General features: G+C 61.9%; 25 protein-coding genes. 20 read left to right on the top strand and 5 right to left on the bottom strand.

The window, feature by feature from the left end:
- The first annotated feature begins 682 nt into the window (after positions 1 to 682).
- The 4 genes from LDN95_RS20900 to LDN95_RS20885 are packed head-to-tail and all read left to right on the top strand — an operon-like array spanning position 683 to position 4,928.
- Positions 683 to 1,765 carry a transposase gene (locus LDN95_RS20900; protein ID WP_370631724.1) on the top strand — a complete coding sequence of 361 codons (1,083 nt, stop codon included), beginning with the start codon at positions 683 to 685 and terminating at the stop codon, positions 1,763 to 1,765.
- Positions 1,762 to 2,955, top strand: coding sequence for a sce7726 family protein (locus LDN95_RS20895; protein ID WP_226019470.1), 1,194 nt, complete (start codon positions 1,762 to 1,764; stop codon positions 2,953 to 2,955). Before LDN95_RS20900 ends, LDN95_RS20895 begins: the two co-directional genes overlap by 4 nt.
- Positions 2,897 to 3,901, top strand: coding sequence for a sce7725 family protein (locus LDN95_RS20890; protein ID WP_226019469.1), 1,005 nt, complete (start codon positions 2,897 to 2,899; stop codon positions 3,899 to 3,901). The genes LDN95_RS20895 and LDN95_RS20890 overlap by 59 nt, the downstream gene beginning before the upstream one ends.
- 4 nt (positions 3,902 to 3,905) lie before the next feature.
- A complete protein-coding gene (locus LDN95_RS20885; RefSeq protein ID WP_226019468.1) occupies positions 3,906 to 4,928 on the top strand; it encodes an RES family NAD+ phosphorylase in 1,023 nt (340 codons plus the stop codon).
- 77 nt (positions 4,929 to 5,005) lie between these two features.
- Here LDN95_RS20885 and LDN95_RS20880 read toward each other — a convergent pair whose 3' ends face one another.
- From LDN95_RS20880 to LDN95_RS20865, 4 genes are read right to left on the bottom strand one after another with little or no spacing between them, the layout of a single operon-like run.
- Positions 5,006 to 7,381, bottom strand: coding sequence for a xanthine dehydrogenase family protein molybdopterin-binding subunit (locus tag LDN95_RS20880; RefSeq protein ID WP_226019467.1), 2,376 nt, complete (start codon positions 7,379 to 7,381; stop codon positions 5,006 to 5,008).
- Positions 7,378 to 7,896 (bottom strand): (2Fe-2S)-binding protein, encoded by a 519-nt coding sequence (locus LDN95_RS20875; protein ID WP_226019466.1) that lies wholly within the window; start codon positions 7,894 to 7,896, stop codon positions 7,378 to 7,380. Before LDN95_RS20875 ends, LDN95_RS20880 begins: the two co-directional genes overlap by 4 nt.
- A 42-nt stretch (positions 7,897 to 7,938) precedes the next feature.
- Positions 7,939 to 8,934 carry an aldo/keto reductase gene (locus tag LDN95_RS20870; protein WP_226019465.1) on the bottom strand — a complete coding sequence of 332 codons (996 nt, stop codon included), beginning with the start codon at positions 8,932 to 8,934 and terminating at the stop codon, positions 7,939 to 7,941.
- Between the two features lie 24 nt (positions 8,935 to 8,958).
- Positions 8,959 to 9,786 (bottom strand): SDR family oxidoreductase, encoded by an 828-nt coding sequence (locus tag LDN95_RS20865; protein ID WP_226019464.1) that lies wholly within the window; start codon positions 9,784 to 9,786, stop codon positions 8,959 to 8,961.
- 142 nt (positions 9,787 to 9,928) lie between these two features.
- On the opposite strand from LDN95_RS20865, the gene LDN95_RS20860 reads away from it, so the two are divergent.
- On the top strand, positions 9,929 to 10,870 hold the full coding sequence (locus LDN95_RS20860; protein ID WP_226019463.1) for a LysR family transcriptional regulator: 942 nt from the start codon (positions 9,929 to 9,931) through the stop codon (positions 10,868 to 10,870).
- Between the two features lie 260 nt (positions 10,871 to 11,130).
- On the opposite strand, the gene LDN95_RS20855 is transcribed toward LDN95_RS20860, so the two are convergent.
- Positions 11,131 to 11,643, bottom strand: coding sequence for a hypothetical protein (locus tag LDN95_RS20855; RefSeq protein WP_226019462.1), 513 nt, complete (start codon positions 11,641 to 11,643; stop codon positions 11,131 to 11,133).
- A 379-nt stretch (positions 11,644 to 12,022) separates the two neighbouring features.
- On the opposite strand from LDN95_RS20855, the gene LDN95_RS20850 reads away from it, so the two are divergent.
- The 15 genes from LDN95_RS20850 (at position 12,023) to LDN95_RS20780 (ending at position 25,852) form a co-directional block, all read left to right on the top strand.
- Positions 12,023 to 12,337: a hypothetical protein gene (locus tag LDN95_RS20850; RefSeq protein ID WP_226019461.1), complete on the top strand. Its 315-nt coding sequence runs from the start codon at positions 12,023 to 12,025 to the stop codon at positions 12,335 to 12,337.
- A 70-nt stretch (positions 12,338 to 12,407) separates the two neighbouring features.
- Positions 12,408 to 12,692: a type IV conjugative transfer system protein TraL gene (traL, locus tag LDN95_RS20845; RefSeq protein WP_226019473.1), complete on the top strand. Its 285-nt coding sequence runs from the start codon at positions 12,408 to 12,410 to the stop codon at positions 12,690 to 12,692.
- 10 nt (positions 12,693 to 12,702) lie between these two features.
- Complete coding sequence (locus LDN95_RS20840; RefSeq protein WP_226019460.1) at positions 12,703 to 13,275, top strand: type IV conjugative transfer system protein TraE; 573 nt, start codon at positions 12,703 to 12,705, stop codon at positions 13,273 to 13,275.
- Between the two features lie 38 nt (positions 13,276 to 13,313).
- Entirely contained in the window at positions 13,314 to 14,069 is a 756-nt protein-coding gene (locus LDN95_RS20835) for a type-F conjugative transfer system secretin TraK (RefSeq protein WP_226019459.1), read from the top strand.
- Positions 14,069 to 15,424 (top strand): TrbI/VirB10 family protein, encoded by a 1,356-nt coding sequence (locus LDN95_RS20830; protein ID WP_226019458.1) that lies wholly within the window; start codon positions 14,069 to 14,071, stop codon positions 15,422 to 15,424. The genes LDN95_RS20835 and LDN95_RS20830 overlap by 1 nt, the downstream gene beginning before the upstream one ends.
- Positions 15,425 to 15,438: 14 nt before the next feature.
- Positions 15,439 to 16,344 carry a DsbC family protein gene (locus LDN95_RS20825; protein WP_226019457.1) on the top strand — a complete coding sequence of 302 codons (906 nt, stop codon included), beginning with the start codon at positions 15,439 to 15,441 and terminating at the stop codon, positions 16,342 to 16,344.
- Complete coding sequence (locus tag LDN95_RS23360) at positions 16,341 to 17,207, top strand: TraV family lipoprotein (RefSeq protein ID WP_226019456.1); 867 nt, start codon at positions 16,341 to 16,343, stop codon at positions 17,205 to 17,207. The genes LDN95_RS20825 and LDN95_RS23360 overlap by 4 nt, the downstream gene beginning before the upstream one ends.
- A gap of 5 nt (positions 17,208 to 17,212) precedes the next feature.
- A complete protein-coding gene (gene traC / locus LDN95_RS20815) occupies positions 17,213 to 19,798 on the top strand; it encodes a type IV secretion system protein TraC (RefSeq protein WP_226019455.1) in 2,586 nt (861 codons plus the stop codon).
- Positions 19,799 to 19,860: 62 nt separating this feature from the next.
- A complete protein-coding gene (locus tag LDN95_RS20810) occupies positions 19,861 to 20,157 on the top strand; it encodes a hypothetical protein (RefSeq protein WP_226019454.1) in 297 nt (98 codons plus the stop codon).
- Positions 20,150 to 20,728 carry a TrbI F-type domain-containing protein gene (locus LDN95_RS20805; protein WP_226019453.1) on the top strand — a complete coding sequence of 193 codons (579 nt, stop codon included), beginning with the start codon at positions 20,150 to 20,152 and terminating at the stop codon, positions 20,726 to 20,728. The genes LDN95_RS20810 and LDN95_RS20805 overlap by 8 nt, the downstream gene beginning before the upstream one ends.
- Complete coding sequence (locus LDN95_RS20800) at positions 20,712 to 21,230, top strand: S26 family signal peptidase (protein ID WP_226019452.1); 519 nt, start codon at positions 20,712 to 20,714, stop codon at positions 21,228 to 21,230. The genes LDN95_RS20805 and LDN95_RS20800 overlap by 17 nt, the downstream gene beginning before the upstream one ends.
- The gene (traW, locus tag LDN95_RS20795; RefSeq protein WP_255631053.1) at positions 21,227 to 21,943 is read left to right on the top strand and encodes a type-F conjugative transfer system protein TraW; all 717 of its coding nucleotides are present in this window, start codon (positions 21,227 to 21,229) and stop codon (positions 21,941 to 21,943) included. Before LDN95_RS20800 ends, traW begins: the two co-directional genes overlap by 4 nt.
- Positions 21,940 to 22,953, top strand: coding sequence for a conjugal transfer pilus assembly protein TraU (traU, locus tag LDN95_RS20790; RefSeq protein ID WP_226019451.1), 1,014 nt, complete (start codon positions 21,940 to 21,942; stop codon positions 22,951 to 22,953). The genes traW and traU overlap by 4 nt, the downstream gene beginning before the upstream one ends.
- Before the next feature lie 77 nt (positions 22,954 to 23,030).
- Entirely contained in the window at positions 23,031 to 23,744 is a 714-nt protein-coding gene (trbC, locus tag LDN95_RS20785) for a type-F conjugative transfer system pilin assembly protein TrbC (RefSeq protein ID WP_226019450.1), read from the top strand.
- Complete coding sequence (locus LDN95_RS20780; protein ID WP_226019449.1) at positions 23,741 to 25,852, top strand: conjugal transfer protein TraN; 2,112 nt, start codon at positions 23,741 to 23,743, stop codon at positions 25,850 to 25,852. Before trbC ends, LDN95_RS20780 begins: the two co-directional genes overlap by 4 nt.
- Positions 25,853 to 25,988: the final 136 nt, after the last annotated feature.

Here is a 25,988-nt window from a genome sequence, read left to right as displayed (position 1 = left end):
AAGCGGAAGCTTCACGCCTTCGGCGGCTTCCGCTTTTCCCGAGGTTACAGGCTAGCACGCGAGTCTGTGGCTGAAGCCAGTATCCGACTGAAGTCGGAGGGGTTCCTCCTTGCTAGAGGACTCTAAAGGCGGCAAAAGCAAGCTATGACCCTGAAGGGCTTACTTGCCATATGGTATTTGCCGCCCAGTAAAGGAAGTCGATCGTCCAGAATAGTAATAACGAGTGACGAGGAATTCAGCCTACCTCGACATTGACGCTGTCCAACTCACTCGTGATCTTCGAGCTAACTAGGCCGCGTGGACGCATTTGAGCCCGCACGTGGTAGTGGCGTTATGGACTGCCCCGAGGAAGCTACGCCTCGTTTGGGTCGACGTTGACGATGCAATCACCACTGGCAGAGCGGGCGAGAATTAGGCGTCGGAGATTGAGGCCTGCGAGCAATCGGCTGGCCCGAAAAGCGATGAACGGATGGCAGAAATCAATTTTCTAAAACCGACCTTGGAATGACCGGGTTTAAGCGGATTACGTCCGCACATTGCACTGGTTGCAGCCGGCAGAGGTCGGTCATAGCGGTCTAGGCCGCGAATGACAGTTCGAAGAAGGCGAGCTGGACACCCGCAAAAACCGAAGGAGTTTCGGTGTCGATGGTGATTCATTGATCGAGAGCGATCATGGAGAGCCGTGGTGGATCCGAAGTCTCTGTTCAGTTTAAGCGATCATCTTGAGGCCTTGAGCAAGGACGGCGATCCGCTCGAGGTTCTGCAACAGACGGTGGACTTTGAATATTTCCGGGCCTGGTTGGTTGAAGGGCTCGGCTACGGCGATGGGTCCAAGGGCGGTCGCCCGCCGTTCGATCCGGTGATGATGTTCAAGGCGCTGATCCTGCAGGCTCAGCACAACCTGTCGGACGCGCGGATGGAGTTCATGATCCGGGATCGCCTGAGTTGGCTGCGTTTCCTTGGGCTGTCGCTCGGGGACAGGACACCGGATGAGAACACGATACGGCATTTCCGCAACCGCCTGACCGAGACCGGAACACTCCAGCGGGTGATGAAGGCCTTCGACTGGCAACTGCAGAAGAAGGGCTACATCCCGATGTCCGGGCAGATCGTGGATGCCTCGCTGGTGCCTGCGCCCAAGCAGCGAAATACCGAGGGCGAACGGGAGGCGATCAAGTCGGGCAAGAGCGCAGAGGAAATCTGGCCGAACGAGCCGAACAAGGCCGTACAGAAGGACACCGATGCGCGCTGGACGCTCAAGGTCGGTGGCAAGGTGCGCCATCGCGATGATGGCACACCGTTGCCCATGATTGCCCTGCCGGTCTTCGGCTACAAATCACATATCAGCATAGACCGGCGTTTCGGCTTCATCCGGGAGATGGCGGTGACGTCTGCCTCGGCCGCCGATGGGAGGCTGCTTCGCCATGTAGTGAGCACCGACAACACCGGCTCCGAGGTTTGGGCAGACACCGCCTATCGTTCAATGCGCAACGAGAAGTGGCTGTCGGATCGGATGCTCACGTCCCGAATTCACCGGCGCAAACCCAAGGGCAAGCCCATGCCGAAAGCGATCGCCAGGGCCAATGCCGCAAAGTCCTCGATCCGCGCTCACGTCGAACATGTCTTTGCTCATCAGAAGAACAAATTTGGGCTGTTCATTCGCACCATCGGCCTGGCCCGCGCCGAAGCGAAACTCACCCTTTGCAATCTGGCCTATAACTTCAACAGGCTGATCTTCCACGAACGCCGGGAAAGCGTGGGGTGACTCTGCCCGCAATCCCGAAGAACCGGGTCAAACCGCCCGAATTACCGACCGAAACAGACCAACGACGGGGCGCTAAAACCGAAACGCACAAGGACCACCCCTCCTCGGACCAATCCGCCTCGAACTACCAGGTTTTTGCGGGTGTCCAGCTGCAACAATCGACGTTATCGTTCGTGCTGCACAACCAACCGAACACGGAGCGTCGAGCCTTTGTAGAAATACCTGATTCCCTCAGCGAACAATTTCCGGTAGGATTCATGATGGCTTCGGCGGCGATAAATCGAAGAGGCGATAGGGAGACGGTGGCACCAAGTTCTACTCAACTCGCGGCGATAACGCGTTTGTTCTCGTCTGCTGTTTTTCGCGAGATGGCGCGTAAGGGCCGGTCGCCTTTGTTCGCGCGTCTCATCGGGTTGGCCGAAATTGGCGGTCAGTGCCCGGACGATGCGACGGTTGGTCAGGCGTTTGAAGCGGCGTTTGGTGTACTTAAGACCGCTGGCCGTCGCGACGAATATGTTTACCGATCGGCGCTCACGCACAACGTGCTGATGGGAACCCACTCGCTCAATACGGCGTGCATGCTTACTGAGTTTCGCGCAGGTGCCTGCAAGGCCGATCTCGCCATCCTAAACGGCACCGCTACGGTCTATGAGATCAAGTCCGAAAGGGATTCGTTGGCGCGCCTCGCCAACCAGGTGGAAAATTACAAACGCGTCTTTGCCAAGGCGTATGTAATCGCGGGCGAAGGCCATGTGGCGAGCGTGCTTGCCACTGTGCCTGAAGATGTGGGCGTTATGATGCTGTCGTCGCGTTATCGAATATCGACCGTGCGAGAAGCCGAGGATCGGCCCGATCGAATTTGTCCAGTAACCGTATTTGAGTCGCTGCGATCAGACGAGGCAGGATCCATCCTCAAGAGGCTTGGGGTCCCACTTCCGGATGTGCCGAACACGCTGCGCCACGGGGTGATGCGCGATTTGTTCCAGGCGCTCGACCCAACGGAAGTTCATATCGCTATGGTAAAAACCTTGAAACGCACCCGCGATTTGTCACCACTGAGCAGTCTCGTCGAAAAACTGCCGCGGTCACTTCATGCGGCCGCGCTGTCGATTCAAGTCCGGCGTTCCGAGCATGAGCGGATTGTTGAGGCAGTGTCGACGCCGCTCGGTGCCGCGCTGGCTTGGGTTTAATCGCGAGATGTATCATCCCTATTTTCGCGGGAAGCAGTTCGAGCTTATCACGATCCGTGAGATGGCTCCGCTACTTGCAAAGTCCAATTTCGTGCCGATCATAGAGCCTGTGCGCGAGGCGCTGAAGGGCCTTGAACGGACGCTGACTGAGATCTGTAAGGTCGATGGCAAGGCGATCGTCATCGTGAATCCGTTTCATGGCGATCATGCCGAGGACGGGGTTAGCATCTCTGCGCTGTTGAAGGGGGGATTTCTCGACAAGGGCGGTATCACTGCAGGCATCCTTCTCCAGAACGACATGGGTACCAATGATGCCTTAGCGTGCTACGAAGCGCACAAGGACCATCATCCAACCTTCATCCACGCAGGTTTCACCGAAGCAAAGGCGCTGGCGGAAGTGCTTGGCGAAGCGCTCAGTGATACCAATCACGTCTTCTTCGAGAAGCATTGCCACAAGCTCTACCGCAAGCATTTCAAGGGCGCAGCCAAGCGAGTGCTGCTGCGCGACGGCTTCCAGCGTCGACGAAATGCCGATCACCCGCCGATCGAACTCTTCTCGGACCTCCATGTCACTTATGAAGAAGAGGACATGGACGGGTTCGGTGATTTCCTGATCGTGGGCGATGACTATGTCGAGGGGGGCGGGCCGGCCTATGCGGTTGCAATCCACCTAACGTTCATCGATCCCGACAAGGATGAGGTGATGTATATCTATCACTTCGTCTCGACGACGAAAGACACGCCCACGGACCCTGCTGGCAAGTTTGCGCAGGCCTTGAGTAAGCTAATACAGCAGCTCGACGGCGGCACGTCCCACCTATTCTACAGCAGCGCAATCAAGGAATTTCGTGACCTGCACGAGAAGGGCCATTTCCCGGGTCTGGGCTATGTGAAGAAGCTGTCGATGAACCATCATATCGAGACTTTGGCGGACTTCTTGGCCTGATCGCATGGCCAAGCTTTGCTGCCCTGAGTGTTTTGGCGATCGCGGCCTTCGCCGTGACATCATCCCTTCCCTCAGCCCGACCCCCGGCGTTTGCGGCTATTGCGCAACCGTCGACGTGGCGCTGGTCGAACCGATCGCACTGCGCGATCTCTTTGAGTTGCTTATCAGCGTCTATGAACCTGATCCCGCAGGCCAGACTCTGGTCGACTGGCTTAAAGCTGATTGGGATCTATTCAGCCATCCGGCTATGGACGTTGCACATGCCAAGGAGCTGCTCAGCGAAATTCTTGATGACGGTGACATCGTCAGGAAAACCTTCTCTCCGTCGGCTGCGTATCACAGCGAGGCGCTAGCCCGCTGGGCGACACTGCGCGATGAGTTGATGTGGAAGAACCGCTATTTCCTCGATGAGGTGCTTGACACCGATCGGCTCAGAGAGTTGCTCGGGCATCTTCCGGCCGACGATATGCCAACTACTTGGTTCCGGGCACGTATCCTCGACGGCGGCGATCCTTATCCGATCGACAATATGGGCACTCCACCCGCGCGACTTGCGACCCATGGCCGGGCAAACCCTGCGGGGATACCGTATCTTTATTTAGGCTCGCGCCCTGATACTGCAGCGGCTGAAATTCGTCCGCACACCGGTGAAGTTGCGTGCGTCGCGGAGTTCACCATCGCAGCACCATTGAATGCGGTCGACTTGCGTAATCCGCGCGGGCTCGTCTCGCCCTTCCTTCTGGCAGACGCGAGCGCGATCGGCCAGCTGCGCGCCGACATCGCCTTTCTCGAACGCCTCGGCGATGAGTTGACCCGGCCAGTGCTGCCACGCGGGGCGGCAATCGACTATATTCCGAGTCAGTATCTGTGCGAGTTCATCAAAAAAGTTGGTTACGACGGCGTCGTTTATCGCAGTTCGGTCAGCGAGGGCATCAACCTGGCTCTGTTCGACTCTGCCAAGGCGACTGGCCGGGCGGTTTCACTGTACAATATCACCAAAGTCAGCGTGACGGTCGACGCGGCCTGAGCGCTAAGGATGCGTTCACAGGGCTAAAGCTCCAGCGTAGGTGTCTTCGGCGCCTCCATCGTCGATGCGACCAAGCTTCATGCAACCATTGCTCCCCGCACATGCTCGGGCTTTAGAGGCATCCGTCGTATCGGCTTGCGGGTTGCGTCCATGACAGCTGCTGCGATGGCGGGCGAGGCGAGGGCGTTGGCACTTTCGGAGCCTTGGCCGTAGGTGCCGACGCTCGGGTTGTCGGTGATCACAACCTTCAGTTCCGGCATTTCAGCCATGGTGAGGATGGGATAAGCAGACCAGTCCGTTGCTGTCACCGCGCCCTTATCGAAGCTAAGCTCCTCGTGCAGCGCCTGGCTCACGCCCATCAGGCAACCGGCCTGGATCTGTCGACGCAATTGGAGCGGGTTGATCACGATGCCCACGTCGGCAACGATCGTCATGCGCTCGACCCTTACCTGGCCGCTTGCGGGAATGACCGTGACGTGCGCGGCGCAGGCCCAGTAGCCGTTGTCGCGCAGCATGATTGAAACGCCTTGTCCCTTGACCGGATCGCTGCCTTGGCTTCTGGCCTGCGGTGAGGGCGATGGGCGGTTCTCCCACTTCGCTTCGGTGCGCAACCGCTCAAGGATGGCCACGAAGCGCGGGTCGCTGACATGGTCAAGCCTGAACTGGAGCGGGTCCTTACCTGCCAGCATTGCCGCTTCGTTGATCGCAATCTCGCGCGGGCAATTCTGCTGGAATTGAATGGGGGTGCGCATGGAATGGCTGCGCAAGCCCACCATGCCGCTGGCTCCGGTCTGGCCGGGATGCGCGCCTCCCTTGGCCTGTTCATGCACAACGGGCACCGTGCCGTAGACCCAGACGTCATTGACGTTGAGCATCGTGCTCTGGAAGCCATACGTCGTATCCGGCGAGGGTGCAGGGATAACGGGCATGCCGGCCAGCAACGCGCCGACCAGGCGATCGTCCTGCATCCCTGGCCCTGTGTGCGATGCTTCATAGGCTGCAATCTTCCCCGCATCGTCGAGCGCGATGCGGATGTCCGCAATCATCGCCGGAGATTGCGTGGACCATTGCATGTCGTCGGCACGCATCCATTGCACACGCACAGGTCGCCGCAATTCGCGCGAGAGCAGGACCGCCTCGTCCTCGCTTCCGGCGCTGCCTCCGTTGGAGCGGCCATAATGCCCCGCGCCGGGATAGGTGCGCACCACCACCTTTTCTTCATCGCTCCCCAGCATCAGCGCGATCATCCGCCGCAGGTGCTGGGGATTCTGGCTATGCGTGTGAAGCCAGACCGAACCGTCCTCGCGATAGTCGGCAAGGCTGACCATCGGGCTGATCGGGGCATGTTTCTGGTATGGCATAAAATAGCTGGCCCGAAGTTCGCGCGTTGCCTTGACCGAAGAAGGCTCGCCCTTGTTCGCGCGACCCTCGCGTGCTGGCGTCGGGTCTTCAGTCGCCATCATTCGCAGATGGTCTTCCAAGCGCTCGTTGCTGGGCAGTCCTTCCCACTTTGACCACTTACAGCCGTCGGCGACCGACTGTGCAGCCTGAACCGCCTCCCATTCGTCGGGAGATACAACGGCAAGCAAGTTGCCGATCCTCACCAGTCGTGCGCCGGGGAACTGCGAGTGATCCAGCTTGCCCGGTGCGATCAGCGTCGATCCCAGCGTTGCCGGGTGGATCGTGCGGGCATGGAGCATTCCGGGCAGTGTCACGTCGCCTACCCACACGGTCTTGCCCGCAACCTTGGGTGCGATCGAAGGGTTGAGCACCGGCTTGCCGATGATCGTGTAGTCCTTCACTGGCTTCAGCGGCGGATCGGCATCCACGCGCAGGCCCGTGGGCATGGTCAGGTCACCGGCAATTGGGATGACCAGTTGCAGGTCTTCGCCCTTCAGCAGGTCGCCGTAGCTGATCTTCTTGTTTTCACCGGAGATCAGGCCATCATGAACGGTAAGACTAGCGCGTGGCACCGCAAGCCGCCTCGCGGCGAGTTCAAGTGAAGCTTCGCGCATCAGCGCTGCGACCTTGCGCAGGTTCTGACCGTAGCGAAGCAATCCGAAGGTGCCGCCGCCGTCGGGCGTGCGATCGGTGTCGCCCGAGACCACCTCGGTCATTGCTTCCAGAGGGACGCAGAGTTCCTCCGCTACGATCTGGCGATACGCGGTGTAGATCGTGCTCTGCCCAAAATCGCACTTTCCTGTGCGCAACAGGACGGTGTTATCCGAACGGATCTCGATCCAGCCATTGACGGTAGCGGCTGAATGAGCATGTGAATTGGCTTTGCTGGCGTTTACCCGCGCAACAGCACTGCGACCACCCATCGCGAAGACGGCAGCGAGTGCGCCTCCTGCAGCGAGGAACCCGCGCCGGCTGACACCCATCAAGCGGGCGCCGTGGACATTGATATCGTAGATGATTTTCGCTTCGGACTTCGAGGGTGAACGGATCATGCCGAATCTCCCTGCATCATGAGCTTCGCCGCACGGTGAGCGCCTTCGAGTATTGCGGCATAACTGCCGCAGCGGCACAGGTGCGGCGAGGGGCCTGACGTGGTCAAAGCTTCCCGAATGTCCTGATCAGTAGGCTTGGGATTGGCCTCGAGCAGTTCGGTGACCTTGATCATCATGCCGAACTGGCAGATCCCACACTGGGGCACCTGTTCGTCGATCCACGCTTGCTGCACTGGATGAAGCGTGTCTGCGGACAATTTGCCCTTCTGACTGGCCCAACGTTGGGGGAGGCCGTCCACGGTGGTCACCGGTTTGCCGTCCAGCGCCGAGATAGGGGTCACGCAAGCACGCACTTCCTCATCGCCCAGCAAGACCGAACAAGCGCCGCACTGGGCAAGTCCGCATCCAAATTTGACCCCCATGATGCCCAGTTCATTGCGCAGGACGTAGAGCAGCGGGGTGTCAGGCGATGCCTTGAACTTACGCTGCTGACCATTGACCACGATGGTGCTCATGTCGTTATCGCCTTTCTGATGGCCTGCCGGACATCGTGCCTATCAAAGGCCTGTCGCTGCCTCACCAGCCGGAGTGTAACGCGCTCCTTCCACGCTGACGGTCGCCAGGAGAGCTTCAATCTCGGCAAGATCCTCACGCGAGAGGGCGATGTCTGCTGCGCCGAGGTTTTCCTCGAGCCGATGCAGCCTGGTTGTGCCAGGGATCGGCACGATGAAGGGCGCTTTGGCCAAGAGCCATGCGAGCGCGATCTGCGCAGGGGTCGCGCCACGGTCAGCCGCGATTTTCTTCACAAGGTCCAGCAACTTCAGGTTGTGAGCGAAGGCTGCGGCCTGAAAGCGTGGCAGGGTGCCGCGGAAGTCACCTTCCGCCACCTGCTCGGCGCTGGCGATACCGCCAGCAAGGAAGCCTTTGCCGAGCGGCGAATAGGGCACGAGACCGATGCCGAGTTCGTGGCAGGCATCGAGAATGCCGTTTGTCTCTACCTGCCGCGTCCACAGCGAGTATTCGTTCTGCAGCGCCGCCACGGGCTGCACCGCGTGGGCGCGCCGCACCGTGGCCGCGCCCGGCTCCGACATGCCGAAGTGCCTGACCTTGCCCTCTGCGATCAGGTCCCGCACGGTGCCCGCCACGTCCTCGATTGGCACCTTGGGATCGACGCGATGCTGGTAGAACAGATCGATCGCATCGACACGCAACCGCTTGAGCGAGGCGTCGCACACGCGGCGGATCTGTTCGGGATGGCTGTCCACGCCGCGCATTGCGCCACTGTCGGGATCGATATTGAAGCCGAACTTGGTTGCGATCACGACCTCGCCGCGGAACGGCTCGAGGGCTTCGCCGACCATGTCCTCGTTGGTCCAAGGGCCATAGACTTCGGCAGTGTCGAAGAACGTGACGCCGCGTTCGAAGGCTGCGCGGATCATGGCAATGCCATCAGCGCGAGACAGCTTGCTGCTGTAGCCGAAGTCTATGCCCATACAGCCATAGCCGAGAGCGGAAACGGACAGGCCGGATTGGCCCAGAGTGCGATTATGCATTGCTCAACTCCTTGAGAATGAGGTTCAGCCGGGCAACCGGATCTTGCCCGCAAACATTGCGGCGATGACGCCGCCATCGATCAGCAGATCGGTGCCGGTCACGAAGCCGGCATCCGGTCCAAGCAGCCATGCGCAGGCGAGCGCGATCTCTTCAGGCGGCGCCATCCGGCCGGCAGGCGACGCATCGACCATCGCCCGGTAGCCATCGCCGATCGGGGATGAAAGTTCGTGGCGCGCGAGCGGGGTCACCACGATGCCGGGACTGATCGCATTGACCCGCGCGCCCCGGCTGCCCCATGACAATGCCGCCGCCCGCACCCGCAGCGCGTTGGCGCGCTTGGCGAGGCAATAGGCGACCATCGAATCCGGCACGGACTCACGCCCGAGGAACGGCAAGGCAAGCAGGTCATCGACGGGCGTGAAGGCCAGTGCCTGTTCCTGATCAGCTGGAAGCTGGGGCAGCATGTGGCCGGCCATGCTCGAGACGAGCAAGCCCGCCCCGCCGGGTGCAATCACGCTTTCGAACACCTCGAACACCAGAGCCGAGCCGTATAGGTCGACTTCAAGCACCCGCTCGGGCCCAGCCATGTTGGGTGATACACCAGCGGTGTTGACGACCTGGACGACCGGGCCAAGGGCGGCTGCGCACGTGGCCAGCGCTTTAACCGAGACGCGCATGGTGGTGTCTACCGGCTGCGTTTGTACCTGATAGCCAGCATCCGCGAGGCGCTGTGCGGCGGCTTCGAGGACGGCCGCGTTGCAATCTGCCATCAGCAGCATGCGGCCGAACCCCTGCCTGCGTGCGATTGCCTCGCCGATTCCGCCCGCGCCGATGATGACTACAACGTCCATGGATCACTCTTCCTGCTCGAGACCGGCATTCGTCCGCGCTGCTTGCCGCCAACGGCATGGCATCTTGGAGAGGAGCATAGACCAAGTGATTATTGACGATTAGACAGGTCTTTCTGCATGAACCTATATCGAAACGAGATAAATGATGCGCGATGAGCTGGGCGATCTGTCGACGTTTCTGGTCGTCGCCGAGGAGCGCAGCTTCACCCGTGCGGCGGCGAGGTTGGGGACGTCGCAATCGGCGATCAGCAATGCCGTGCGCCGGCTGGAAACCCATCTCGACATCAAGCTGCTTGCACGCACAACGCGCAGTGTGAGCCCGACCGAAGCTGGAGAGCAATTACTTGGCACCCTGCGGCCAGCGCTTGGCGACATCCGGCAGCAGCTCGCCTCGCTGGCCCAATTACGCGAACGTCCTTCGGGCATGGTGCGCATCACCACCAGCCGTCATGCCGCGCAAACGGTCCTGTGGCCGGCGGTCGATGCGGTGCTGGCCCGCTATCCCGAGATCCAGATCGAGCTGTCGATCGATGGTGCTTTGACCAACATCGTGGCAGACAGGTTCGATGCGGGTGTGCGCCTGGGCGAGAGCCTGGAAAAGGATATGATCGCGGTGCGCATAGGTCCGGACTTGCGCATGGCCGTGATCGGTGCGCCCGATTACCTTGCCAAGCATGCGCCGCCGAAAACGCCACGTGACCTGATTGCGCACCGCTGCATCAACGTGCGCATGGCGACCCGAGGAAATCTCTATGCGTGGGAATTCGAAAAGGCGGGGCAGACCCTGAACGTGCGCGTGGAGGGGAGTGTGATCGTCAATGACAGCGCTCTGGCGATAGAGGCGGCGCTGGCCGGTCATGGCCTAGCATGTGTGATCGAAGACGACGACCTGCGTGCGCATCTCGCTTCCGGGCGACTGGTCCGCTTGCTCGCCGACTGGTGCCCGCCTTTTGCCGGCCATCACCTTTACTACCCCGACCGGCGTAATCTCTCGCCCGCGTTTCGCGTGCTGCTGGAGGAGTTGCGTGCGAGGGCTCGGCAAGAAGGCTCGCAGCGTCGCGAGCAAAGCATTACGCGTGAATAAAAAATTTGGGTCAGGCTAAGCTACGTTCGCCAAGTGTCGCTCTTGGCTATTGTGCCACCGCGAGGCTCGTCGGAATGACAGGTGGGCTTGGATCACGTTAATCGAGTGAAGAGTTACAAACTTGAATGAACGACCGCTCTCGACCCCATGCTTCGGCCCGCTGAACGTCGCTTTTCAAGGCGGGAGCGGCTTCGACAGCGCATCCGCAGGTGACTTGAACCTGGCGAGGGAGCATTACCTAACCCGTCGTGCGGGCGGACTTAGCTCAGCAAGGTCCGGTTCGCCTCCAGAACGCGTTCCTGATGCGTCAGCAACATCTCGTAGGCCCGCCCCAAGGCGGTATGGATGATCGCCGGTCGCAGGTCGACCTGGATCGCACCCCGGCGACCCGAGGCGGCTTCGCAGTAGAGTCCTTTCAGAGCTTCGGCGGCCAAGAACACGGCCTGATCGTAATACGCCGCGTCGCTTTTCAGTAAGGAGACGGCAATAGTAGCCCGTGTGTGGTCAATCCCGAGATGCGCGAATAGCTTATCGCGAAGCACTTCGCTGAGAAAAGCGCCTTGCCGCAGCACCTTGTGCAGCTTTGTCCGCAGCATCCCAAGTTTGTCAGCCATATGCGCTATTGGGATGGACTGACGGGCCAGCTCAGCGGTGATCAGGCGCTTGTAACGTGACTGCTCGGTCTCTGGCTCGGTCGCCCCCGCAGTGTCCGCATTCCCTATGGCAAAAGACAGATTGAAGACCGTCTCTGGTGTCATGGCCCCATGCAGCATAGAAGTTCCCCTTTGGCCGCATGGCAACATATTCGGACTTTTACGGTCAACATTATAATCGGCCTATCTTTCTGAATTGCATGCCAAACCCTTCCGCACGGTGCCTGCAAAGTGCGACTCGCCACTTGGCAAATTGGTGCCAAGAAACGGGATCAGCATCTTTCGAGGTTGGTCCTGCGATACCCAAGCTCGGGAATCCGTGAGCCCCGCAGACGCAATCCCAGTCCCCAACTCGCGCAAGGCCGCACGCAGCGCGTTCCCACTTCGCGGAATTCTCCTTCCAGCAGGCGCCTAATCCATTGCTCCAAGCCCACAGCGGCCGCTCTCTGAAGCCACCCGCAGAAAACGCGGCGACCTTTCACGAATGGAGCCAAGGCCAATGACAAGCACATGGAAAGGAAGAGGCATAGTCCTCCTCCAGGGCGCAGTGATCGTGGCCGTTGCCGCAGGTCTCGGAAGCGAGATGGCCATGGCCGGCAACGACCAGACATTCAATACGGCCCTGCTCAAGTTCACCGGCTTCCTCCAAGGCTCGGGCGGCAAGATCATCACTGTTCTCAGTCTTGCTGGCGGGGTCGTCGGCCTCGCCGCCGGGCGTTTCAGCCTCGCACAGATCGCAATACCTGTCGGCGTGGGCGTGGGCGTGGGCACCGGCGTGCCGATCGTCACCGCCGCGATAACCGCGACGATCTGAACTTTGGACGGCTGTGGCTTGCCGATCCCTCGGGACGTGACAGCTACAGCCGGAGGGTGGCGGCGTGACCATGCAGAGATACATCGTGCCTCAGCACCTAGACGATCCGGAACTGATCGGATTTTGGACTCTCGACGAGTTCCTTGGCCTGATCGTGCCGTTCGCCTGGGGGATCTTGTCCCAACATATTCTGATCGGGCTCATGATGAGCGTGCTGGCCTGGTGGGGATTGCGCAAGTTGAAGGCAGGAAGGGCGGTGTCCTGGATTGTACACACGGCCTACTGGCATCTGCCGGGCGCCTTTATCGGCCTCAAGGCGACGCCACCCTCGCATCTCCGCATCATGGCAGGATGAGGCAGGAACCATGGATCTGGCGATAACCCACCAGCAATCGCAGCGCCTGCTCAAGCAGCGCAACCTGCTCTTCGCGAGCTCGCTCGGCCTGTTCGCAGCGACCTTACTGCTAGCCTTTGCGACAGCGGGACAAACCCGCGAGGTCATCCTCCAGCCGGTCCTGTCGCGTCCGCTGACAATCACTTCGGGCGAAGTCAGCCGCGATTATCTCGAACTGGTCACGCGTGACGCGGCCTTGTTGATGCTCAATCGCTCGCCTTCCAATCTGCAATACTGGATGGAAGCGGTGCTCGCGTTGACCGATCCCAAAGCTCACGGCCGGATGAAGGCGGAGCTGCTCAAGGTCGTGACAGACCAGAGCGGTTCGAGCGTGTCGCAATACTTCACAATGGAGCGACTTACGGTCGATCCTGCGGGACTCACCAGCGAGGTCAATGGCACCTTGCACACCGTCATCGGCTCCAAGGAAGTAAGCGCCGAGGCGCGGACGTTCCGGTTCGTGTGGAGCTACAGCGGGGTGTCGCTACGCCTCCTTGCATTCGGCCAGGTGCAACACGACCAGAAGCAAGGCGAGGACGCATGATGCACGCGCCTGCCATTTGGCCCAACGTGTCCATAAGCATGGCACGACTGCTGCGGTGCAACGGAACTCTTCGTGCACATTTGTCGGCTGTTCTATCGGTCGGCGCGTGTCTGGTAGCAAACCCGGCCTTGGCTGACCAATCCGTGCTAGCGGCAGACAACGGTACGGTTGGATGTATCGCCTCGGCCAAAGACCTCACGCGGATCAGCCTTGCCGGCGATCAGTTCGCATCAGTGTCCAAAATCTCGGCCGGGAACGCCGACGACGACTTCAAGATCGTCAACGAACCCACGCGTGGCGACATCTACCTCTCCGTTCCCGACGGCTATGGGAAGTCGAAGCTTTCGTTCTTCGGCACCACTCGCAAGGGTTACGTCTACAAGTTCGTCTGCGAGGTAAGGGGAGAGGAGGCTGAACAGCTCTTCGTCACCAATAGCGCGATCCAGGCGGAAGACGAACGACAAGCCTTGCGGCCCGCGTCCTCCGAAGAGACAGCGACACGGCTTGTCCAGGCGATGTACCGCAGTGAGGCGATCGAAGGCTTCGAGCAGGTCGCCGCGGTGCTGGCGCCCGTGCGGATCGGCAAGCTCGAAGTGCAGCAGATCGGGCAATACCAGGGCGAGGATCTGCGTGGCCTTATCCTGCGGGTCCGCAACACGGCGCGCGAGCCGATCATGCTCGACGAGCAGGTCCTGTCAGCCCGCGGCGCCGTCGCCTTCATGGCACCGGTCAACGAGCTCGCACCAAACGCCGTTTCAGCCGTCTACCTCATCCAGAACGCGGTAGCACGATAATGAAGCTCACCGAGATCTTTCGAAAGAAGCAGCGCGCGCTCGATGCCGGCGCAACTGTCGATACACTGCACGGCGATGTCTCCCCCCTGGGCGATGCCAATGCCATAAACGAGGCGGAGCGCCGCAAGCAAAGCATACGCTTTGCCGGTGTCGGCGTGTTCGCGCTGGTGGCAGGATCGCTCTACATCTTCTCGGGTGATGATGCCGCAGATGGCGGCTCGCCGGATGCATTGGCCTCCGGTGTCTCGGTCGACGAGATAGTCAACACCAACATGGCCGAGAAGGAATGGCGGGCGCAATCCGAGGCGCAGATTGCCGGGATCGAGACAGAACTGCGCACGCTTGGTGCGCGCGCCGAGCACGCAGACCAGCTGGAACAACAACTGTCCGGTTCGGCAGGGGAAAGTGGCGGTGCCGTTTCAGCGGACACGCAGCGGATACTTTCCGCCTATCAGGCAGAGAACGACCAGCTACGCGCGGCGCTCGATGCGGCCCGCCAGTCGCCGGCAACTGCGCCTGCAGCTCCTGGAGGCATGTACGGGCTCGGCGGTTCCTCATTTACCCAGAGCGGGACGCCCCCAGCAGGCGAAGCAGCTGCCGCGGCCGCCGGGTTCGGTCCGCAGCGGAAGAGCGAGGTCAGCCTGGTTTCATTCGGAGAAGGCGCCGCAGGGACGGGATCTCCTGTGCCCAAGGGCAACACCGTCTACACCGACAGTGCCAACTATCTGCCGCCCAATTCGATCGCGATCGCACGAGTCATCGTCGGCGTCGATGCCAATGCCGGGGTGCGCAGCGAAACCGATCCGCTGCCGGTCGTCCTGCGCATCACCGGTCCGGCGCGCTCGGTCTATGACCGGGGACGACTGCTCAAGACCGAGATCAGCGGCTGCCTGGTCAATGGCGCTGCGCGCGGCGACCTCTCCTCGGAAAAGGTCTACGTCAAACTGCAGCGCATGACCTGCCCGCAAAAAGGCGGGCGCTATGCGGTGTCGGACGTCAAGGGCTTCATCGCCTTCGGCGGCAAGACCGGCGTGCGTGGCCGCGTGGTGAGCCGCGAAGGTGCGCTGGTCGGCCAGGCTTTCCTGGCAGGACTTGCGGGGGGCTTTGGCCGGGGCTTTGCCGCCAACAGCACGTCGCTCCTCACTGGCAGCACGGTCAACGTCAATGGCGAGCGCCAGAAGCTCGGGACCGGAGACATCCTGCAGGGCGGAATCGGCGAAGGCGTGGCGACTTCGGGCGACATGGTCTCGAAGTACCTGATCGAGCGGGCCGAGCAGTACCAGCCCGTGATCGAGATGCCGACCGGCATCGATGTCGAAATCGTGTTTCTCGAAGGCGTGTTCATCCAGGGCTAAGGAGGCCGCAACCCATGTTCGCAGACGCCACCACCAGAATTGCACGCACCAAGATCGCAGCGCGGACGGCCGGAATCCTGCTGCCCCTCGCCGCAATCCTTGTCGGCAGTGGCACTTCGCTGGTCTGGGCCGAGACTGGCTCGCCGGGCCCAAGGCAGATGGCCGACCTTGAGATGCGGGTCAGGCATGCCCTCGGAAAACGCCTGCCGCGTACGCCCGTCACCAAGGTCAACTGCACTTTGGTCGATGGTCTTTGCGAAGTGACCGCAGGATCGCAGCTGTTCTATGTCGATCGCTCTGGCCAGTATCTGCTGGTCGGCCGGGTCTACGACATGGAAACGCGCCGGGACCTGACGGCAGCACGGTTACTGGAAGTGAACCCGGATCTCCTGCTCGGAGCTGCCGCCACCAAGGGCAGTGGGCATGACCCCGACCTGGCATCTGATGACCCCAATCCCGAGCGCGGCGCCCCCACCCAGGCCGCGAGCGGGGCGCCCCGGACAATGTCCCTTGCCGGACTGCCCGCCGCTGGCGGCATTGTCTGGGGCAACCCTTCTGGTCCGACCGTCACTGTCTTCAGCGATTTCCGCTGTGGCTCCTGCCGGGCCCTGTCGGAGACGCTCGAAGCCATGAGCGTACGGGTCATTGAGCGGCCCATCTCGATTCTTGGCAGCCGAGCACTCGCGAACCAGGTGTTCTGTGCTCGCGATCGGGCCCGGGCGATCAAGGCCGCCTATGCCGGAATGGCTATCGAGCAGGCCAAGCCCTGCGATACCTCGGCGCTCGATGCCAATGAGCGCTTCGCACGGGAACAGGGCATCGCCGGAACCCCCGTCCTGGTTCGCAGCGATGGTGCGGTAATCGAAGGCTTCCGGCCGCGAGTGTTTCTGGAGAACTGGATCAAGGGAGGCCGATCATGAGCCTCCCATGGCGCACGCTTTGTGCGTTCCAGTCCGTTGCCCGTGCCCGCGCAGTCTTGGTCCTGCTATCCAGCGCTGCGCTGTCGTCCTGCGGCGTGCTGCTTGGCGATAACGTCAAGGGGAGCTTCGTTTGCAGTGCGCCCGGTGGGACTTGTGCGCCATCCACGCTGATCGACGACCAGGCCCTAGCCTTGATCCAAAGTGCCCGGCCCGAGCCTCTTGGGTCACACAGTCCGGTCATCGTGAGAAGAGCCGAGGCGAGGGCGGGGGCGTTTCCGTCGGCACGAAGCCGTTCGGCGTCAGGTCGGTCTGCAGGGGCGGCTCGTGTAAGCGATAACCTGTTCCACCGTGATGCCCGGACCTTGCGCCTGGTCTTCCCCGCCTATGTCGATGATGCAGGCAACCTGCATGAAGCCCGCGTAGTCCACACCGTTGTCGATCGGGGCGGCTGGATCGAACTGACCGACGGTTCTCTGGCGCCCCTAGCCGGAACGGATCCGAGCCAGAGTGAGGCTTTACCCACCACTCTAGCACCTAACCCATCAGAAACATCCATATCGGACGAATCTCTCACAGCGCCGACGGTGGGCAAGAGCGGAGGACCAGCGAGCCAACACTCCGCGCCGCCGATCAGCCGTCTCACGATCGATGCTATCCGGGCCCAAGTTGCGGAACGCCTCTCGGCAACCGCGAAGCCGGTTCAACCCAAAGTGCAGGTAAAAACAGCGGCATCGCCTCAAGGGGCTACACCGAAGTCTGCGGCGGAACACACGTCAGAAACTGCCTCGCCTCGCCCTGCGACGTCCGGGATGCCCTCAGCCGCAAATCCGCCTGCAACTTTCTCAGCGCCCGGAGAGGATTGATCGCCATGTCGACCAGCGCATGGAACCGTTTTCTCGATCTCGTCTTCGGCGACGGGGTGCGGGCTGATGTTGCGCCGCAATCAATGGGTGTGCCGATGCTCTCGGACTGGCTGCCCTATCGCAGTTACGACCCCGAGACCCGGCTCTTCATCAATACGGCGAGCATGGGCTTCATTCTCGAACTTGCGCCGATGGTCGGGGCGAACGAGCGCACCGGCGAGATTCTCACCCAGTTCCTTTCAGACGGTTTGCCGGCAGGCTGCGAAGTGCAGATCATCCATTGGCAAAGCCCTGCGGCCGGCGTGCGCATTGCCGACTGGGTCATGCCAAGGGTGCTCGCCAAAGGCGTCTATGGCCGCGCGGCACAGCATCGCGCCCACTACCTGCGAAACGCGGCCTGGACCTCACTGTCGCGTGATGCCCCGTTTTGCCTGCGCCAGCATCGCGTTCTCGTCAGCATCGGCGCATCGCTGGGGTCTTCGCTGATTTCAACGGACCTTGCGAGCGTTCGCGAAAGCCTCGGCGGGACCTTACAAGCACTCAGCATTCCCTACCGCGACATTGCCCCTGCCGAGTTGATCGCGTTTCTGAACGATCTTCTCGTCCCCGGCATCGACAACGCCGAGAGTTCTGACCTCTATTCCCCGCTCGACCCCATCCACCAGCAATGTCTGCGAGGCGATCTCGTCACTGAAATCTCTCCCGACCGTATCGTGCTCAAGGTCAGCCGCGATAGACGCGGCGGCCAAGCAAGCGGGCCAGATTCGGGACACACCTTGCAGTCCTCCAGAGAACCCGAAGCCTTCGACTGGCGCTTCTTTTCGGTCCGGCAAATGCCGCGGCAATGGGCGCCCTGGGATGTCCAGAAGCTGATCGGCGACGTGCTCAACGACAAGTTGCGCTTCGGCTGCAACGTGCTCACAGCCCTGGGGTTCGTCCTGTACGATGAGGATGCAACGGCTTCGCGGGCCGGCTTCAAGGTGCTGCGCACTACCAGCCTGGCCGACTCCCGCTCCGCGCGTTTCCTGCCGCAACTGGCGCTGCAGCGCGACGAGTGGCAGCAGGTCCAGGCGGAACTGCGAGAGGGGCGCAAGCTCGTCCAAGCCTACTATGCCGTGGGCGCGCTGTCGCCACTCGGCAGGGGCGATGCCAACGAACGTCTGCTCAATTCTGTCTACAAGGCAGCTGGCTGGGACCTGGTTGAAGAGCGCTTCTTGCAGACGATGGCTCTGCTGGCGGCCATGCCGCTCACGCTTCCCAATGGCCTTTCGGGCGATCTCAAGCGCATGAAGCGGCTGCGTACGATGCTGAGCAATACCGCAGCAGCGATCGCGCCACTCCAGGGCGAGCATACCGGCGGTCCGATCCCGCACATGCTGCTGGTGGGACGGCGTGGCCAACCCTTCTTCTGGTCGCCGTTCCAGAATGCCGCCGGCAATCACAATGTCGCGGTGTTCGGCAAGTCTGGCTCGGGCAAGTCGGTCTTCCTCCAGGACGTCTGCTCTGCACTTGCCGGAGCCGGTGCCAAGGTCATCGTGATCGACGATGGGCGCTCGTTCGAGCACATGGCCAAGGCCTTCGGCGGCGCATTCGTCGAGTTTCGGCTGTCGTCGGGTTTTTCGCTCAATCCCTTCGACATGATCGATGCGCGGGCGCTCGAGAGCGATGCCGATGGCGAGGACTACGAAGTCGAGTGCCTTGCCATGCTGAAGTCCATCATCGGGCAGATGGCGCGCCAGCAGGACCGCCTGTCCGATACCGAGCGCGGTTTGATCGATTCTGCTGTCAGCCGGGTGTGGAGCGAGCACAAGCGCGCAGGCACGATCGATGCGATCGCCGCTGCCCTGCGCGCCAGCCCCTCGCCGTTTGCCAGTGATCTCGCAGATGCGATGTCGCCGTTCCTGTCGGGCGGCACCTACGGGCGGTTCTTTGCCGGATCCTGCTCGATTGACCTGACGGCAGATCTCACCGTTTTCGAGTTGTCGGACCTGTCATCCAAACCCGAGCTGCGCTCGGTCGCACTCACTGCGCTGATGTTCCTGACGTTGCGCGTCATGCGCGATCTCGACCGCTCGGTTCCCAAGCTGACGATGATCGATGAAGCCTGGCAATTGCTCGGTGGCGGACAGATGGGCCAGGCGATCGAGACGTATGCGCGTACCTGCCGCAAGTACGGAGGGGCGCTGGTCACAGCGACACAGTCCCTGAACGATTTCTACAAGTCGGAAGGCTCGCTGGCGGCGCTCGAGAACAGCGATTGGTCGGTGGTGCTCCAGCAAAAGGAAGAGACGGTCAACGATCTCGCCCGGCACCAGCGCTTCGAAATGGACAAGCACACCGAGGCGCTGATCCGCTCGCTGAAACGCAATGGCACGGAATACTCCGACGTCCTGATCAAGGGACCCGAAACACTTGCCGTCGGACGGCTCGTGCTCGATCCCTATTCAGCAACGCTCTACTCTTCGAGCCCCAAGGTCTTCTCGGCGATCGAAACGCTGGTCGGCCGGGGCGTGCCGCTCGCAGATGCGATCGAACAGGTTGCCTTCCCGGATCGCGCGGAGCCCGCAATGGCGGCGGAGTCCGGGGCATGATCCGCTATCCTGCCTTGGCGCGCTTGGTGCCATCTTCCGTGAAGGTCCAGGACACCTGCCACTTGGGCCTGTACCTTGCCGGGTGGTTGCTCATCAACATCTGCTGCACCGCGGCGATCTGGCTTGCGTTGTTCATCGTGCTCGGTGAGTTCACCCTGACCGGCACGTTGCTGCACCTCGACAATTTCGCGAGCCGCTATCTTGCGGCCGAGGCCGCACATCAGACGCACTTGCGCGACCAGTTCTGGATCGCGAGCGCGGTCCTGTTCCTGGGGCTAGCGGTGCTGCGCGCCGGATCGCTGCCGCGTTGGCATTCTGAACGCGCGCAAACACCTTCCAAGGAGAGGTCCCATGGTTGACCGCCGCCTGGCCGGGGAGGTCAGCCCCGGACCTCTGTTCGAAACAGACACTCCGCCAGTGCCTTCGACGACAATCGCCGCCAACGCGCGACGCCGCTCGGTCGACTGGAAGCTGGTGGGACTGATCGGGTCTATAGTCGTAGCCGGACTGTGGGGCGCCTGGGTCACGCGTGAACTGCTCAGCACCCCGACAGCGCCAACACTGGTGCGTGTGCAATTGTCCTCGATCATCGGCGAATTTGTCGCAGCCCAAGCGAGATCGCAGACACCCCCCGATGTGGTGACCGCCGAGACGAAGGCCTTCATGGGTGCCGTGCAGCGCAATCTTGAAGCGCGAGGCGCGCGCGGGCAGGTCGTGCTGGTCGGCGAGGCCGTTCTGTCCGGGAACGTTCCCGATGTGACGATGGCCGTACGCCGGGAAGTCTACGCCAAGGTCCCGTCGCCGGGCGCCAGGACCGCCACCAACAGCCCCGTCATCGACGCAATGCGCCAGGTCATGGCACCCAATCCCGCAAGCGCAGTCCGCGGCAGCGCTACCGTCAGGGAGGCTGGTGATGCCGAACCCCGCTGAATGCTCGCGCGCAACCCGGCGCTGGCTCGCCATTGGCGCCCTGGGCCTCACGCTCATCACAGGATCGGCGCTTGCGGACTGGCGCGATGATCATGCCATCCTGATCAACACCACCCGTTCGATGCCGGAGTGGGCCTTCTTCATCGACAAGGGAAGGATGCCACAGCGAGGTGACCTGATCGTCTTTGCGCCGCCCGACATTCCCTTGGTCCGCGCCCATTTCGGGCGAGAGTCGGCTCCGTTTGCCAAGCGCGCGCTCGGCATGCCTGGTGACGTTGTCACCCGGCAGGGCGAGACCGTCCTCGTCAACGGTAGGCCAGTTGCCCGGCTCAAGGCGCGGACGACGCGCGGCGAAACACTGACCCCGGGGCCGACCGGCATTGTGCCTCCAGGCTGCTTCTATGCGGGCACTGCGCACAAGGATGGCTTTGACAGCCGCTACGCCGAGATCGGCTTTGTCTGTCAGCGCCAGATCATCGGCTCGGGTGACGCAGCCTTATGACGCGCCGGACGAGCACGCGGTGGGGCCAACGCACGTGGGGCATTCCCAGTGCGGCCCGTCTTGTCGCGGGCATTGCGGGCATCGTGGTCGTGGGCTTTGTCGCGGGATCTTTGCCCGCTGCCGCAATTGATCATGGCAGGATGGGTGAGATCTTTCCGGTGATCGAAACCGACATGCTGACCGTCATTGCCACGCGATTACACACGCTCGAGGCCACAGGCAGCATCGCGCAACTACAGGCCCAAATGCGGGACACAGCGATCGCGAGCGTGCGCCGGCCAGCGCTCGTGGCAAGCTTGAGTCCCGCGCAGGAGCGCCGCGAGTGGCTGTTCGATCCATCCTTCGTGCTCCAGCAGGACGTGATGGGCGCCAATGGCGAACGCATTGCCGCAAGGGGCACGCGGGTCAATCCGCTGGATCTTGTTCCGCTGCCAACGGATCTGGTCTTCGTAGATGGCCGCCGAACGGCGGAGCTCGACTGGGCCACGCGTCACTGGAAGCCGAACGAAGCCAAGGTCATTTTCGTTGCCGGTTCGCCCTTGGATGCGATGAAACCCTTCCAGCGCCGCTTCTGGTTCGATCAGCGCGGTGCCTTGGTTGCCCGCTTCGGCATCCGCCATACGCCTGCCGTCGTCACGTCAGCCGACCGGCAGCTCCAGGTTGCCGAAGTACCCGTTCCCGACAGGCCAATCGTCAGGAAGTCCGGCTCATGACCCCGAGCCTGCGCACCATCCTGCTCGCGGTGTCGCTCCTCCTGGGGACCATGACCCCGGCCAAGGCCGCGGGCGCGCCGTGTCATGGCAGCTTTGTCAATCCGATCACCGATGTCTGCTGGTCCTGCCTATTTCCACTCTCGGTCGGTGGTCTGGCGATCTGGAAAGGCTCGCGGCCGGACCCTAAGAATCCTTCGTTTCCGCTTTGCGCCTGTGGCAGCCCGATCCCGCGCATCGGGATTTCGATCGGCTTCTGGGAGCCGGCGAGGCTGGTCGATGTCACCAACAAACCGTGGTGCTTCCCGAACCTCGGCGGCATCCGCCTCGACCCCGGTTTCGACATCGGCGGCGGCCATGTCCAGGGTGCAAGCCAGGTGGGCGGAAAGGCGCAGAACAGTTCGCAGTGGCAGGCGCACTACTACGTCTACCCGCTGCTCTACTGGATGGAGATCCTGACCGATTTCCTCTGTTTCGAGCAGACGACCTTCGACATCGCCTATGTCACGGAGCTCGATCCGCTCTGGCAGGATTCCGCGCTGACCTCGATCCTCAATCCCGAGGTCGCTCTATTCGCCAATCCTGCTGCTACGGCGGCTTGTGCTGCCGACTGCGTCGCATCGACCGCGAAGCTGCCGATCGACCAGCTGTTCTGGTGCGCCGGCTGCAACGGCAGCATGTATCCCTTGAACGGTCATGTCGCTGCACATGTCACCCCGGTCCAGGCCTCGCGCCTGGTTGCCACGCGGATGCTCTACAAGATGCACCGCAGCGGTCTTGCCTGGGGCACAATGGGCTCCAGGGCCTTGTGCTCGAAATACCTTATGCCGGTCATGCGCAAGCAGCAGTACCGCCTGCAGATGACCAATCCCACGGCAACGGTGAAAGGCCGCTACGCCTGCGCACCGCTCGGTGCCACCACGATCAACCCGCAGACCGGCAAAAGTTACCCGGTCAAAGGCGAGGATTTCGGCTACCTCGTCTGGCGCAAACGCAACTGTTGCGCTTTATGAAGTCGCAGTGCGTCCCTCTCGAACGCAGAACGCTGCGGCTGACGGCTCGCCTTGTAACCCGTCTTTTCGGACTTGCGATGCTTGCTGCCGTATCGGGAGTGACAGCGCAGAGCATTGACGGGCTTGATCTCGAAGCCATTCGCGCAAGGAACAGGACCGACACTGACGAGCTTGAAGCGCTTGTCGCGTCGGCGCTGAAACGGGCCGAGGCGCAGAGTGGTGCGGCAGAGCAGGTCCGCGCCGAAACGCAACAGAACTCCGGCCGCGGGCAGGAGACGCTTAGCGCCCGCGCTCCAGCGGGGGTGGTTGATTTCGACGCGATCCTTGATGGCGCTGTCGCAAATGCAAAAGTGCCGATGGGCGAGGGACCCTTGCTTATCGTCTTTGCCAGCCTGTCGATGCCGCAAGCCTCGCTCCAGCATCTGGTGCGCGATACCACGCGGGCAGGGGGTGTCGTCGTCTTCAGGGGCTTTCCGGACAATAGCGTCAAGACTTTTGCCAAAGGCCTGATGCGCGTGGTCACAAGCGAACAGGAAGAGGCGCACATCGCCATCGATCCGCGCTTGTTCCGCGCCTTCCGCATCGATGCCGCGCCCACCTTCGTCGTGGCAGAAGGCGGCTACGAGCTCTGTGACGAACTCGATTGTACCAACGCGTTGCCGGCCCATGCGCGCGTGACCGGCAATGTCAGCCTTGCTTATGCGCTCGAGAGCTTTGCCGCCGCCAATGAAACCGGTGCGGCAGTCGCGCGGACTGCGCTGAACCAATTGGAGAAAGGGCGCGGGCAATGAAGGACCCGGCCTTGTTCGCCGGTCTTGCCGCGCTAGGCTATGTCGCTGTCGCGGCGAACGCCTCTGCGCAGGTCTATATACCGCCACTTGACGATGTGATCGAAGCTCTACCGGCACTGCCAACCGCGCCAGCCCAGGCCTTGCCGGAGGCGGGTCCACCCCCGGGAAATGCGGAAGGGCCGACCTCCGCTGCCCAGGCAAAAGCGGAAGCGCGACAATTAAGCAGTGCGTTGCGGCAGAGCTACCAGGGCCTGACTGCGGCTCCGGGCGCAGCGGCACAGATCCCGGGCTACGCCCCGAACTATCCGCAAGCAACCCGCTACTACGACCATGCCGATGCCTTGGCCCCGGACGGTGCGGTCGCGGCAAGCCAGAGCGAAGCCTGGCGCACGGCCAATTCCACGTCGCGCCCGCGTATCGAGGTCCAGCGCGAGGACCTGGCACGCGCCGCCGCCATCGCCAAGGATCCGACCCGCTTTGTCGACGGTGTGGCCGCCGACGGCAGCGGCGGGGCCTGTACGCCTCTGCCGGCGGGATCGAATGGGCCCGGCAGCGTCGAGATGACCTGCAACGTCGGAGAAAGCATCGTCGAGCATGAACAGAGCTGCAAGTCGACGCTTGAGGTGAAGCCCTGGGAGGCCCTCGACTATCAGTATGTCTGCGTCGCGTCACCCACGTACAACGGCTGCGGAGCCCTGGACGGTTCGGCGCAGTGCCTCAAAACCGGTACCACGCCCGTTCCCGAGTACGGCCTCACCGTTACCTCCTATACTTGCAACGCGGCCGTTTCCGATCCGGACGCTTTCCTTGTGGGCACAACGACCGCGCCGCCACCTGTCGGCGCCTTTGAAGCGGGTGGTCACGTCTATCGCTGCAATCGCGCAGGGCTTGCAGAGGCTCTGAGCGTCGATCCAGCGACCGGGGCACCACTCGGATACCTCACGGGCTTGCAGCAATGTACGCCAGATCTCGGCACATCCTCGTGCACGCGCACAAATGTCCTGTCCGCTGGTCTCGTCGAGCGCGACCTCTGCCTATCCTGGGACTTTGCAGGCGATCCCATTAACGGTGGCAAGCTGCGCTGTATCGAGACGGCGCCGAAGGAAGAGGTCTACGCTTGCAACGCCTTGGTGCCCGGCCTCCAGCCCGAGCGCAGCGATACGCGGTGGTTCACCGCGCAATGGACCGCAAGTCCCTGCACGGCCGATCAGGGAAACTGCACGTCGACCAACGAGATCTGCAGCGTGCCCGACGAAACCCGGGTCATCGCCGGCATTCCGGTGCAGCAAGCCTGCTGGGAAAAGACACGCACCTCTGTGTGCAGCCAGGCCACTGGTGGCAACAACGACTGCGGCGCGATCGAAGCCACGCCCGGGTGCCGACAGACCGGCGAGATCTGTCTCGACGATCCGCCCGATCCGGGTCGGTCCTGCAAGGTCACCGAGCGTACCTATTCCTGCCCGGTTCCGGGCTCAGTCACCCAACCTCAGCAATACCTCTGCTCGGGCGACATCTATTGCCTAAATGGCGAATGCGAGACGGTCGAGCGCGAGGCATCGGACGAGTTCGAGGATGCACTGGTCGGGCTCCATGCCCTGGGGCAGGCCAATGCCGAATTCAGCGAGAATGACCTGTCGCTGTTCCAGGGTAACCGCGAGACTTGTGCCAAGAAGATCTTCGGCATTTCCAACTGCTGCACTGGCAAGGGCGCCCCCATTCTGACCCCGTGGCTGTGCAGCGCCGCCGAACAGCAGCTCGACAAGAAGGACGATGCCGGCCTGTGCCACAAGGTCGGGACCTATTGTTCCTCCAAGGTGCTTGGCGTCTGCGTGACCAAGCGCGACGCCTACTGCTGCTTTGCCTCGAAGCTGACCCGCATCCTGCAGGAACAGGGCAGGGTGCAACTCCGCAAGCCTTGGGGGCGCCCGAAGAGTGAAAGCTGCGAAGGCTTTACTGTTTTCGAATTCCAGCAGCTCGACCTGTCGGTCATGAACTTTTCCGAGATTTACGCCGACTTCACCCAGGCTGCGCGCCTCCCCGAGGAGGCCGCGATGCTGGTCGAAGTCCAGAACCGCATTGGCCAGTTCTACGGTCAGGCCCAGCCATAACCCCGCACGTGCGGATTCCGACGATCGCGCGCATGTATTGCGATCTGATGCCGCGCAGCGTTCCGATTTGATCGCGCGCAGGTAAAGCACCTGATCGTTGGTATCTATTCGCACTATGGTTTGGCGTTGGTCAAGC

This window comes from Novosphingobium sp. FKTRR1 (assembly GCF_020404405.1).
Classification (GTDB): Bacteria; Pseudomonadota; Alphaproteobacteria; order Sphingomonadales; family Sphingomonadaceae; genus Novosphingobium.
Note: the sequence above shows the minus strand (reverse complement) of the source record. Positions and strands in the feature narration are given on the sequence as shown.